The sequence below is a fragment of the Mesorhizobium sp. NBSH29 genome (assembly GCF_015500055.1).
In the GTDB taxonomy this organism is placed as follows: Bacteria; Pseudomonadota; Alphaproteobacteria; order Rhizobiales; family Rhizobiaceae; genus Neomesorhizobium.
In genome coordinates this window covers 2,894,348-2,906,613 of sequence record NZ_CP045492.1, presented here as the reverse complement: position 1 = coordinate 2,906,613, position 12,266 = coordinate 2,894,348, and the positions used below count along the sequence as shown (strand labels likewise).

General features: G+C 58.3%; 8 protein-coding genes and 1 pseudogene. 3 read left to right on the top strand and 6 right to left on the bottom strand.

Annotated elements, in window-relative coordinates; all coding sequences use genetic code 11:
• Positions 1-11: 11 nt before the first annotated feature.
• The 3 genes and pseudogenes from GA830_RS14415 to GA830_RS20420 all read left to right on the top strand — a co-directional run bounded on the left by GA830_RS14415 (position 12) and on the right by GA830_RS20420 (position 1,932).
• A complete protein-coding gene (locus tag GA830_RS14415; protein WP_195164964.1) occupies positions 12-998 on the top strand; it encodes a FecCD family ABC transporter permease in 987 nt (328 codons plus the stop codon).
• 122 nt (positions 999-1,120) lie between these two features.
• Positions 1,121-1,369 (top strand): annotated as a pseudogene (locus GA830_RS20425) (transposase); the annotation flags it as partial.
• A 38-nt stretch (positions 1,370-1,407) separates the two neighbouring features.
• Positions 1,408-1,932 (top strand): IS5 family transposase, encoded by a 525-nt coding sequence (locus GA830_RS20420; protein ID WP_195164712.1) that lies wholly within the window; start codon positions 1,408-1,410, stop codon positions 1,930-1,932.
• Positions 1,933-1,938: 6 nt separating this feature from the next.
• On the opposite strand, the gene glnA is transcribed toward GA830_RS20420, so the two are convergent.
• The 6 genes from glnA to uvrA form a co-directional block, all read right to left on the bottom strand.
• Positions 1,939-3,348, bottom strand: a complete 1,410-nt coding sequence (gene glnA / locus GA830_RS14405) for a type I glutamate--ammonia ligase (RefSeq protein WP_195162504.1) — start codon at positions 3,346-3,348, stop codon at positions 1,939-1,941.
• A gap of 41 nt (positions 3,349-3,389) precedes the next feature.
• The gene (locus tag GA830_RS14400; RefSeq protein WP_145716532.1) at positions 3,390-3,728 is read right to left on the bottom strand and encodes a P-II family nitrogen regulator; all 339 of its coding nucleotides are present in this window, start codon (positions 3,726-3,728) and stop codon (positions 3,390-3,392) included.
• 243 nt (positions 3,729-3,971) lie between these two features.
• Positions 3,972-4,796: a DUF72 domain-containing protein gene (locus GA830_RS14395; RefSeq protein WP_195162503.1), complete on the bottom strand. Its 825-nt coding sequence runs from the start codon at positions 4,794-4,796 to the stop codon at positions 3,972-3,974.
• Between the two features lie 158 nt (positions 4,797-4,954).
• Positions 4,955-5,761, bottom strand: a complete 807-nt coding sequence (locus tag GA830_RS14390) for a hypothetical protein (protein WP_258045439.1) — start codon at positions 5,759-5,761, stop codon at positions 4,955-4,957.
• 1,082 nt (positions 5,762-6,843) lie between these two features.
• Positions 6,844-9,033 (bottom strand): nuclease-related domain-containing protein, encoded by a 2,190-nt coding sequence (locus GA830_RS14380; protein WP_195164962.1) that lies wholly within the window; start codon positions 9,031-9,033, stop codon positions 6,844-6,846.
• A 17-nt stretch (positions 9,034-9,050) separates the two neighbouring features.
• On the bottom strand, positions 9,051-11,975 hold the full coding sequence (gene uvrA, locus GA830_RS14375) for an excinuclease ABC subunit UvrA (protein ID WP_195162501.1): 2,925 nt from the start codon (positions 11,973-11,975) through the stop codon (positions 9,051-9,053).
• Between the last annotated feature and the right edge of the window lie 291 nt (positions 11,976-12,266).

The following is a 12,266-nucleotide window of genomic DNA, read 5'->3' as shown; positions in this document are numbered from 1 at the left end:
TCGTTCCCGGCATGGCCCTTGCGGCGCTGGCCATGGTTGGGCTTGCGCTTGGATCAATTGCCTATGGCTCGACATCCATCCCGTTCGCCCATGTGACCGATGCGCTCCTTGGTGTTGCCGGCTTTGACCGACCGATCCAGACTGGGCCAGTCCACAGCATCATCGTCGATCTGCGGCTACCGCGAGTCCTGATGGCGATTTGCGTTGGGGCTGGGCTGGGCGTGGTCGGCACGCTTCTGCAGACGGTAACGCGCAACGATCTGGCCGACCCGTTCCTGTTTGGACTGTCGTCCGGGGCGGCGGCTGGGGCTGTTGCTGTCATCACTATTTTGGGGAGCCGGTTCGGGCCCTGGACCTTGCCATTCGCCGCCTTTTGCGGTGGCATGTTGGCTACGACAATTGTGCTGCTGTTGATGCGCCGCGCTGAGGGACAAGGTCCAGAGCGGTTGATCCTTGCAGGGCTCGCAGTCTCCTTCCTGTTTTCTGGGCTTACCAACTATCTTGTCTTCCTCGGCGATCAACGTGCGGCGCATTCGGTGTTATTCTGGATGCTTGGAGGACTGGGGCTTTCGGGCTGGAACAATATTGCGCTGGGGTTTACCGGGCTCTTGGCGATCTTCGTGTTTGCGCTGCGCTATCACCGCCAGCTTGATGCGATCATGGCCGGCGAGCAGACGGCCGAAAGCTTGGGTGTCTCGGTAGAAAAATTGCGGGTGATGACGTTTGTTGCAGCAAGCTTTGCCACTGCACTGTTTGTCGCTGTTACCGGCGTCATCGGCTTTGTCGGGCTGATGATCCCGCATATGGCCCGACCACTTTCCGGCCGGCTACATTTTCGACTGGTGATCGCTGCTGCTATGCTGGGTGCGGTGTTGCTGCTGGCCAGTGACCTTGCCGCCCGCACTCTGTTGCACCAGCAGGAACTGCCAGTGGGTATCATTACCAATTCGCTGGGTGCCGCGTTCGTGATTGCGATGCTGATGCGGCGCAGGGTTTAGGGGCTGATGGCCAGCAAAAAGACCCGGCGGATTGCTCCGCCGGGTCTTTGTCGACTAGGCCGTGTGGACGAATTGACTCAGGTATAGCTTTTGGGGTTCCGCTGACCAATCCAGTCTGATTCATGGATTGTCGACTGATTTGGAGGTCGGCGATGTCCACGAGGATGACGGAAACGGATTGGGCGAACACGCTGGAGGTTTTCCGCGCTTGCCTGCCACGGCGAGGCCGCAAGGCTGCGGACGACCGGCTTTTTCTGGAAGCCATGCACTTCTTCACGGTGGAGAATGTGCGCTGGCGTGCGCTGCCGGAACGCTTTGGCCACTGGAACTCAGTGTGGAAGCGCTTTGACCGGCTGAGCAAAGCCGGCGTGTTCGAAGCCTTCTTCGACACGTTGGCCGAGATGAGCGCATCGGCCCATCTGATCCAGATGTTCGATTCCACCATTGTGCGCGCCCATGTCTCGGCAGCGGGCGCAAAGGGGGGCAGCAAGGCCAGGCGCTCGGCCGCTCGCGCGGCGGGTTCACAACGAAAATCCACGCCAAGGCGGACAATTCGGGCGACATCATTGCGTTCGATCTGACCGGTGGCCAAGTTGCCGACACAACCCGCTTTGAGACCCTGCTCGACATAGGGCCGGACATCACCCCACGTGCCGCGCTGGGCGACAAAGGCTATTCCAGCAAGGCCAATCGTGCAGCCGCGCGGACACGCGGCATCGCCCCGGTGATCCCTCACAAGGCCAACGAGAAAAACAGGCCAGCCTTCTTCGCCCAGACGCTCTACAAGGCGCGCGCCCGTATCGAACAAGGCTTCGGGCGGCTCAAGCGCTTCAAACGCGTCGCCCTGCGATGCGAAAAGACAGCACGAAATTTCCGCTCAATCGTAAGCTTCGCAGCAGGCCTATGCTTGATCAAATTCGTCCACACGGCCTAGTATTTTTTAGACCGAGTAATACATGTCGAATTCGACCGGGTGAGGGGTCATCTCGAAACGCATGACTTCGGCCATTTTCAGTTCGATGTAAGCGTCGATCTGGTCATCATCAAACACGCCGCCGGCTTTCAGGAAGCCACGATCCTTGTCGAGGCTCTGGAGAGCTTCACGCAGGGAGCCGCATACGGTTGGGATCTTTTTCAATTCCTTGGGCGGCAGATCGTAGAGATCCTTGTCCATAGGCTGGCCCGGGTGGATCTTGTTTTTGATGCCATCGAGGCCGGCCATCAAGAGCGCGGAGAAGGCGAGATACGGGTTTGCGCCTGGATCAGGGAAGCGCACTTCGACGCGCTTTGCCTTTGGCGAGGAGCCGAATGGAATGCGGCACGAGGCAGAACGGTTGCGGGCTGAGTAGGCCAAAAGGACCGGCGCTTCATATCCGGGCACCAGGCGCTTGTAGGAGTTGGTCAGCGGATTGGTGAAGGCGTTGACTGCCTTGGCGTGCTTTATGACGCCGCCGATGAAATAAAGGCAGCTCTCTGAAAGACCTGCATATTCGTTTCCGGCAAAAGTCGGTTTGCCGTCTCTCCAGATGGACATGTGAACATGCATGCCCGAGCCATTGTCTCCGAATACGGGCTTGGGCATGAAAGTTGCCGTCTTCCCATAAGCGTTGGCGACCTGATGCACAGCGTATTTGAACACTTGCGTCTTGTCAGCGTTGCGTACCAGCGTGTCGAATTTAATGCCGAGCTCGTGCTGGGCCGAAGCAACTTCATGGTGATGCTTTTCAACAACCACGCCCATTTCAGACAGGACCGTAAGCATCTCCGAACGCATGTCCTGCAGCGCGTCAACTGGCGGGACTGGGAAGTAACCACCCTTCATACGTGGGCGATGGCCCATATTGCCGGTCTCGTAATGCGTGTCGTCGTTTGATGGATGCTCGTTGGAATCGATGCGGAACCCGGTGTTGAAAGGGTCTGCCTTGTATTTCACGTCATCAAAGACGAAGAACTCTGGCTCTGGCCCGATAAAGACGGTGTCGCCGAAGCCTTCAGCGCGCAGATATGCCTCGGCCTTCTTGGCTGTGCCGCGTGGATCGCGGTTGTAGGATTCACCAGAGACAGGATCGAGAATGTCGCACATGATGATCATGGTGGACTGAGCGAAGAACGGGTCCATGTGCACCGTTTCGATGTCTGGCATCAAAACCATGTCGCTCTCATTGATTGCTTTCCAGCCGCCAATGGACGAGCCGTCAAACATGACGCCGTCAGTGAACATGTCTTCATCAACCGCCACCACATCCATGGTGACGTGCTGTAGCTTTCCGCGCGGATCGGTGAAGCGCAGATCAACGAATTTCACATCGTTGTCCTTGATCTGTTTGATGATATCGGTTGCCGTCGTCATATGATGTTTCCCTATGTACTTTCCTGGAACGGTTTAACGGATCAGACGGCGTCGATGCCGGTCTCGCCGGTGCGGATGCGCACGACTTCTTCGATGTTGGAGACAAAAATCTTGCCGTCGCCGATGCGGCCGGTCTGAGCGGCCTTGCGGATGGCTTCAATGGCGCCTTCGACCGCATCATCGCCGAGCACGACCTCGATCTTCACCTTGGGCAAGAAATCGACCACATATTCAGCGCCGCGATACAATTCCGTATGGCCCTTCTGGCGGCCGAAGCCTTTAGCCTCGGTGACCGTAATGCCCTGCAGGCCGGCTTCCTGAAGCGCTTCTTTCACCTCGTCGAGCTTGAACGGTTTGATGATCGCTTCGATCTTCTTCATAAAAATGCCTCCACTGATAAACGCGGTGCCTCGAGCGCGGCGCGCCTGATATCGTACACATCAAGCATGAAGTGTGCCAGTAAGTGCGATACGAGACAAAACTGGACGATTTGCCCAGATTCGCCTGCTTTTATAGCGTTTGATGGGGTGTGAGATAAGAGCTTGGCCAGGTAGGCGTTATTGATCTGCCTTCGCAGCCTAAATCTTAGGCATTGTGCCCTCGAAACGAGCAGCGCTGGGTGGTTATGCCTTCTGGTTCGACAGGCTTACCACGCGCTCGTTGAATTCTATCGCGCCGTGTGGGGCGCGGGTTTTGCCCGATGAGATGAAATAGACAAACACATCGCGCGGGATGATTTTTGCCGGTGCATCGGGCGCGCTGAGTGGCAGGTCGGTGACGGTCTTGCCGGATGCCCAGAGGCGGGCGCGGGCGGCCCATTGGTCGAGTTGTTCGGGCGCGTAGCAGGTGGCAATATCGTCCGCGCCGGTCTGCAGTCGCGCATAGACGAAATCGCCGGTGACATCGGCGATGGCGGGATATTTCTCGTGGTCGGCATAGACGATGGCGACCTTGTGCTTGCGCGCCAATGTTATGAAATCGGGCGTCTTGAAACTGTCGGTGCGCACCTCGACTGCATGGCTGAGTTTCACGCCGTCCTGACTATCGGGCAGCAGCGCCAGAAACGCACCGAAATCATCGGCATCGAATTTCTTGGTCGGGGCGAATTGCCAGAGAATGGGGCCGAGCTTTGCGCCCAGTTCGGAAATGCCGGAGCCGAGAAACCGCGCGACGGATTCGCCAGCTTCTGCCAGAATTTTGCGGTTGGTTGCGTAGCGCACTGCCTTCAATGAGAATATGAAATCATCCGGCGTTTCTGCCGCCCATTTGGCAAAAGTGGCGGGTTTGAATGTCGAATAAAATGTGCCATTCACCTCGATTGTTGGCACTTGCCGCGATGCGAATTGCAGCTGCTTGGCCTTGGCCAATGTGCCGGGATAGAAGCTTTCATCCCAGGGCTCAAAGGTCCAGCCACCCATGCCGGCACGTATCTGTTTTTCTGTTGGCATTTTTCAAAACTCTTTGCTGACCCGTGTGGGCGCAAAATGCGTTGGTGCTGCACGCTTGTCCACCCGGTTTGCGCCCGCTCCTGACAGCAGGGATTGATGCCACGCGCTGCGAGGCGGTGGGTTACATTCAACCAGCCTTTTTCATCAGCCAAAATTTTTCAGGATGTGTCGGGGCGCTGCAGCGCATCGAAAGCCAGGCCGTGCAGATTGGTCAGCAGGAGATGCACTTCATGGTCACCCTTTCGGTGGGCACCCGGCGGCCTTCCATGGCGCAGCGGCCAGCGGCGCCGATTTTTTTGGGCGGCTGGCTGGCTGGCTTCGGCCCGCGCCCGCGCATGCCAGCGGGCAAAGCGCAGCGCGTGGCGCGGCAGGTCGTCCAGCACATGGGTCAGCGTTTGCAGGCGCAGCACCAGCCCGTTGGCATCCACAAGATCGTCGCGCGCGGGCAGTGGGCGCGGCGTGATGACAAAGGGCGCCAAAATTCCGGGCAGCGAAATGCGCGGCACGCTGTTGGAGGCCGCGCCCCTGCGCAGCGGCAAAAAATAACGTCGCGCCGGATCGCAGAGTGGCAGGCCGCATTTCTTTTGCCCTTGCGCATCATTCAGGGCGTTGTGGGCCGGAAAAGTGCGGCCCGGTGCGCGCGAAAAACAGCCGCCTGGCATGTCGCGCGGCGCAACGACAAGGCCACGCGCGATGATGATGACCAGCCGGCGCATTGCCGATTCCGCCGGCCGCAACAGACGCAGCACGGCGCGGTGCAGATGGCGGGGCAAAGTGGTGCGCCCGGCATCACCTGGATGCAGCACCGCGCGCCGCAGCCCGGCCATGCAAATCAGCATCACCAGCACCCGCTCCAGCGCCTCCCGGTTCACCTCAATCGCCCTGTCCCAATCCATCACCGCCTCCTGCAGCCATTGTGGCGGCGTGGGGAGGGGGGTGGATAGAATATTTCGTTTGGGTGTCATTGGGACAAAACCCCTCTCCGTCGCGCTGCGCGCGCCACCTCTCCCCACTTTTCGTGGGGCGAGGAAATGGCTGGCTGGATGGGCGTTGCGCCCAACAGAACTGACGCCAGCAGCGCCAACGCCATTTCCTCGCCCCGCTTGCGGGGAGAGGTGGCTTGGGCGCAGCCCAAGACGGAGAGGGGCGTTTGCTTGCGCCAACAGCCTCGTGGTTCGACAGGCTCACCATGAGGCTGTTGGGACGTTTGCGCATTCCTCCACCGTCCTCATCCTGAGGTGCGAGCCCGCACGCGGCTGGGTGTTTTGCATAATCTCCGGCGAGCGAGCCTCGAAGGACGCACGACATCACGGGCACCATCCTTCGAGGCTCGCCCGTGAAGGGGTGCGCTGGTCTCAGGCTCGCAGCGGGGGCTCGCGCCTCAGGATGAGGACTGTTGGTGCTGGGTCCGGCGGTGGTGGAGGGGCTGGGGCTGGTGCTGGTGCTGGTGTTGATGGATGACGGGCTGAGGGGATCGAATGCGGAAGTGGTTTGGGGTAGGGGCGCGCCAAGGCGCAACGAAAACCCCTCTCCGTCGCGCTGCGCGCGCCACCTCTCCCCACTTTTCGTGGGGCGAGGAAATGGCTGGCTGGAGGGGCGGTTCGCCTTTCACGATGGCGCCAGCAGCACCGCCGCATTTCCTCGCCCCGCCTGCGGGGAGAGGTGGCTTGGGCGCAGCCCAAGACGGAGAGGGGTGTTTGCGCCAAGCGCCTCGTGGTTCGACAGGCTCACCATGAGGCTGACGAGAGGTATGCGTTTTCTCCACGATCCTCATCCTGAGGTGTGAGCCCGCAAGCGGCTGGAAAATCTAGAACAAACATCAGCGGGCGAGCCTCGAAGGACGCACGACCGCGCGGGCACCGGTCCTTCGAGGCTCGCCGCCGAAGGGATGCGTTGGAGCCGGCACATCCGAGGGGCTCGCACCTCAGGATGAGGGCCGTTGGTGCTGGTGGCCCAGTCGGTGGTGGAGGGGTTGGTGTCGAAGGCTGAGGGCTGAGGGGATTGGGTGAGGAGGTGGTTTGGGGGTAGGTTTGATTTTTGCCAATGCTCAATGAGCATTGAGGCAACATTTCTTGTATTTCTTCCCACTTCCACAGGGACATTGATCGTTTCGTCCAATCTTCTGCTCTCTAGGTTTACGAGACAGTAGATTAATCGGGGTCATTGGTTTCCGAGGCCATTCTACTAACGCCTTTTCGATGTTTGCGTCCGGCTTCCACTTCTCCTCAATTGCTAACGCTCCTCGGATTTCACCGCTTCCCGGATATAGGAGTAGTCCATACCAAGAGTCTGATTTCGTATCGTATTTTCGCAACTTGCAGTGCACGGACAGTCGCTCCCGAGCAACGTCGTCGAAAAGCGAATTCACGTGAACTGTGAAACCGGAGTTAGTCGGCTCCGACGGAACGGACAAATCGTGATGCTTGCCATCTTTGTCTGCTAGTTGCACCAAGCTGGCTATACGAGCATTGATGTGTTTGGCTGAATCCGACCCCATTTGGAGAAGTAGCATCCCCAACCCGACTAGTTCCGGTGTGGCCGCATCTTCAATTTGGTCAAGCAAATCGCCTATGAGCAAACCCTTAAAGCGAGTGAAAATGCCCTCGGGTGTGCTGACTCCCGGCACGCCCATCCTCCGAGCGGTCATGGCAATGTCAAGTGAGCTGGTGAAATCGTCGCCCAAGTTCATCAAGTTGTACTGATCTTCGACCCACAAATTGTGTTTAAGGTGATATCCAAGAATGGTGAGCTCTTGAGTGACAAGAAGTTTGTCGGCGAAACGAGTTCTTAGTGCCAAGTAATTAAGAAGATGAAGCGGCGATTCCAAAATTTCGGACAAGACATCCACGAAAAAGACATCGGTCACAATTGGAGGCCGTATCTCTTCGGACGATTGGGCTTTAAGGAATTGTCTAGCCTGCGCAGCGATGGCCGGGTAGTGGTCTGCAACGACGCAAATAGGGAAGACTGAGGTAGGCTTTTTTGTTAAATTTATCTCCTCGCCAGTCGCCAAGACAAACTTGTGGCCGTCGGCGAGAATTGCATTTGAACACAGCCAAGCCTGATCATAGGCGTCTTGAATTGCATTCTTAAAATCGGATTTGAGTTGGAGATCATTCCCTTTCCGCGCTTCGATCGTGAGACGTTTTGACTTTGCTTGGACAACGATCGCGGTGTTGCCATAGAGAACAAGAACATCTACTTCACCGAGCCGATCCTTTCCCTTGTATACATCGACATTCTGGTAGACATGGCGAGCACCGAAAACGCGCTTCAGACGCTCGGTCAAAAAGCTTTCAAGGAAAGCTCCGCGATTTTTGGATGCCTGCGAGCGATAGGGTTTGTCGTTGACCATCCAAAAGAACGGCGACTCATACAATGCTTCAAGTAGGCTATAGTGCTGCAAAAGAAGGTAGTGCCCAGTGGACAAGCGGATTATCGGGGCCGCATTGATTTCGTTGAATGCGCTCATACTCGAAAACGAGCTGTTCGCCGCTTCCTTAGAAAGGCAAAAAGCGTCTACAATTTTCTTGATCCTGCTTGGGTCTATTCCGGTTTCCGAATGCAGCTCGTCACAATGAAACAAAAACGCCGGAAATATGCTCCACAGGTCTGGCGGTAGTTTCCGGAGCGCATCGCGATGCGCTAGGATCTTCCGTAGTTGCAGGTCACCTAGGGCTCGCGCAACTTGTATTGCCTCATCGACTGAGAAGCCGGCGTTCGACATGAGCCACTCATTGTCTCCGCGATACTTTAATCCTGCCAACTCCTCATATTGGAAATTGTAGGCCGACTCTCCACCGTAGAAGATTGGCTCACGTAGACCTTCCGCGGTGCCGAATGGGTCGAGTTTTTCTGCTTGCGTGCTTGACGCCATCGATAGAAACCCCGCCAGCCACGGTTTCTGGAGACACATATGCATCTCGTGAAGGAGATACTCCGATCGTTCGACGTAGTCCTGCAAGGTTTTTTGGTTCGGAAGCGTAACATCTATGTCACTCTTGACCATTAGTCCGATAAGGGTCGATATTTCCGCCCGCAGAAGTTTTTCGTGCGAATATTGATGCTGAACGTCCTCTTCGGTGACCATGTCACCTGCGTACATGATTAGGTTGTCTCTAAAGCAAAAATAAGCGAGTGCGTGAACATAACCGGGCGCAAGGCAGAGCGAAGAAAGTTCTGCAAATATGTCTGCTTCACTGCGTGCGTTTTTCGGGGTCAGGTCGTCCTTTTTCATAGCCCGTCGTCCCCCTCCTACTCCGCCGCCACCCGCTTCCTCGCCCCCGGCCTTCTCTCCAGCAGCTCCTTCAAAAACTGCCCGGTATAGCTTCGCTCCACCGCCACGATATCCTCCGGCGTGCCGCTGGCAACCAGTTCGCCGCCGCCGTCGCCGCCTTCGGGGCCAAGGTCGAGGACCCAGTCGGCGGTTTTGATGACTTCGAGATTGTGTTCGATGACGATGACGGTGTTGCCCTGATCGACCAGTTCCTGCAGCACTTCGAGCAGTTTGGCGACGTCGTGGAAGTGCAGGCCGGTGGTGGGTTCGTCGAGGATGTAGAGCGTTTTGCCGGTGGCTTTGCGTGAGAGTTCCTTGGCCAGCTTGATGCGCTGGGCCTCGCCGCCCGACAGGGTGGTGGCCTGCTGGCCGATGTGGATGTAGCCGAGGCCGACGCGTTTGAGGGTTTCGAGCTTGTCGCGGACGCCGGGGACGGCGGCGAAGAACTCGACGCCTTCTTCGACCGTCATGTCCAGCACATCGGCGATGGATTTGCTCTTGAAGGTGACGTCCAGCGTTTCGCGGTTGTAGCGCTTGCCGTGGCAGACATCGCAGGTGACATAGACATCGGGCAGGAAGTGCATCTCGATCTTGATGACGCCATCGCCCTGGCAGGCCTCGCAGCGGCCGCCCTTGACGTTGAAGGAAAAGCGGCCCGGCTGGTAGCCGCGCGCTTTGGCTTCGGGCAGACCGGCAAACCAATCGCGGATGGGCGTGAAGGCGCCGGTATAGGTGGCCGGGTTGGAGCGCGGCGTGCGGCCGATCGGCGACTGGTCGATGTCGATCACCTTGTCCAGAAATTCCAGACCTTCGATGCGGTCATGGTCTGCCGGGTGCTCGCGTGAGCCCATGATGCGGCGCGAGGCGGCTTTGAACAGCGTTTCAATGAGGAAGGTGGATTTGCCGCCGCCCGACACACCGGTGACGGCGGTGAAAGTGCCGAGGGGGATTTCGGCGGTGACATTTTTGAGATTGTTGCCGCGCGCGCCAACTACCTTGATGCGGCGGTTCTTCTTGCCGGGGCGGCGCTCGGCAGGCGTGGCGATTTCGAGCGCGCCGGACAGATAGCGGCCAGTGATCGAGGCGGGATTGGCCATGATTTCCTGCGGGGTGCCCTGCGCGATGATCTGCCCGCCATGAATGCCGGCCGCCGGGCCCATATCGACAACATAATCCGCCGTCATCACCGCATCCTCATCATGCTCCACCACGATGACGGTGTTGCCGATGTCGCGCAGATGTTTGAGCGTGTCGAGCAGGCGCGCATTATCGCGCTGGTGCAGGCCGATGGAGGGTTCATCCAGAACATAAAGCACGCCGGTGAGGCCGGAGCCGATCTGGCTGGCAAGCCGGATGCGCTGGCTCTCGCCGCCCGACAGCGTGCCGGAATTGCGCGACAGGGTCAGATAATCCAGCCCCACATCATTGAGGAAGCGCAGACGTTCGCGGATTTCCTTGAGGATACGCGAGGCGATTTCATTTTGCTTGTCGTTCAGCTGGGCTGGCAGGTGCTCGAACCATTCATTGGCAATGCGGATCGAAAGCCCGGTGACCTGGCCGATATGATTGCCGCCGATTTTTACGGCAAGCGCTTCGGGCTTGAGGCGGTAGCCGGCGCAGGCCGGGCAGGGCGTGGCTGACATGAAGCGCTCGATTTCTTCGCGCATCCAGGCGGATTCGGTTTCCTTCCAGCGGCGTTGCAGATTGGGGATCACGCCTTCAAAGGTTTTCGTGGTCTTGTAGGAGCGCAGGCCGTCATCATAGGCGAAGGTGATTTCGCGTTTGGCCGTGCCGTGGAGAATGGCGGATTTAGCCTCGTCCGAGAGGGCGGAGAACTTGTCGCCGAGCTTGAAGCCATAGACGGCGCCGAGCGCTTCCAGCGTCTGGCTGTAATAGGGCGAGGTGGATTTGGCCCAGGGACTGACTGCGCCGGAGCGGAGCGTCAGGTTTTCGTCGGGGACAATCAGATTGGGATCAATGGCGCGCTGGTTGCCGAGGCCATCGCAGGCCGGGCAGGCGCCAAACGGGTTGTTGAACGAGAACAGCCGTGGCTCGATCTCGGCGATGGTGAAACCGGAAACGGGACATGCGAATTTTTCGGAGAACAGAATGCGCTCATGCGTTTCGTTTTTAGATTTGTTGACGGAGTCCGCGCCGGTCTGGCTGGCATCGAGCGGCTTGTCGGCAAATTCGGCGACCGCCATGCCATCGGCTAGGCGCAGCGCTGTCTCCATGGAATCAGCCAGCCGTGTCGCCAGATCTGGGCGCACAACGATACGATCGACCACGACGTCGATGTCGTGCTTGTACTTTTTGTCAAGCGCCGGCACTTCGGCGATCTCGTAAAAAATGCCATCCACCTTGACGCGCTGAAAGCCTTTTTTCTGCAGCTCTGCGAGTTCCTTGCGGTATTCACCCTTACGCCCGCGCACCATGGGCGCCAGCAAGAATAGCCGCGTGCCTTCTTCCAGCGCCAATACACGGTCCACCATCTGGCTGACGGTCTGGCTCTCGATCGGCAGGCCGGTCGCCGGCGAATAGGGCACGCCAACGCGGGCAAACAGAAGCCGCATATAATCGTAGATCTCGGTCACGGTACCGACGGTGGAGCGCGGGTTCTTGGAGGTGGTCTTCTGCTCGATGGAGATGGCGGGCGACAGGCCGTCGATCTGATCGACATCGGGCTTTTGCATCATCTCCAGAAACTGGCGTGCATAGGCTGACAGGCTTTCGACATAGCGGCGCTGCCCCTCGGCATAGATGGTGTCGAAGGCGAGCGAGGATTTGCCTGAGCCAGACAGGCCGGTCATGACGATGAGGCTGTCGCGCGGCAGGTCGAGATCGACGTTCTTGAGGTTGTGCTCGCGTGCGCCGCGTATGGAGAGAAACTTGTGATCGGCCATGCCGCTTTTTCGTCCATGCTGAGAATCTGAAAGGGTGGCGGGTCCGGGCCAGCCAGCCCCCTATGTAGGTATTTTTTGCCGCAGGTCGAGCCGAAGCCGCAATCCCCGATGGTCTCGCGTATAGGCGCGTTTCGCGCGGGCCCGCAAGCAAAAAGAACAAAGGCCGAACGGGCTCCTGACATGGTTGTGGCCAGGGCATGTAACATTGATCACGTTTTTGCCCTTGCCGCTGGTTGTGGTTGACGTGGGGCGAAGCCGGGCGCAGGCTGCACATGTCTTCCAAATGGGTTT

Bases quoted from the DNA above. Each gene is read 5' to 3' on its own strand.
- GA830_RS14380 (WP_195164962.1), bottom strand. From the start codon at position 9,033: ATGAAAAAGGACGACCTGACCCCGAAAAACGCACGCAGTGAAGCAGAC.
- GA830_RS14395 (WP_195162503.1), bottom strand. From the start codon at position 4,796: ATGCCAACAGAAAAACAGATACGTGCCGGCATGGGTGGCTGGACCTTT.
- GA830_RS14415 (WP_195164964.1), top strand. From the start codon at position 12: ATGGCCCTTGCGGCGCTGGCCATGGTTGGGCTTGCGCTTGGATCAATT.
- uvrA (WP_195162501.1), bottom strand. From the start codon at position 11,975: ATGGCCGATCACAAGTTTCTCTCCATACGCGGCGCACGCGAGCACAAC.
- GA830_RS14390 (WP_258045439.1), bottom strand. From the start codon at position 5,761: ATGACACCCAAACGAAATATTCTATCCACCCCCCTCCCCACGCCGCCA.
- glnA (WP_195162504.1), bottom strand. From the start codon at position 3,348: ATGACGACGGCAACCGATATCATCAAACAGATCAAGGACAACGATGTG.
- GA830_RS14400 (WP_145716532.1), bottom strand. From the start codon at position 3,728: ATGAAGAAGATCGAAGCGATCATCAAACCGTTCAAGCTCGACGAGGTG.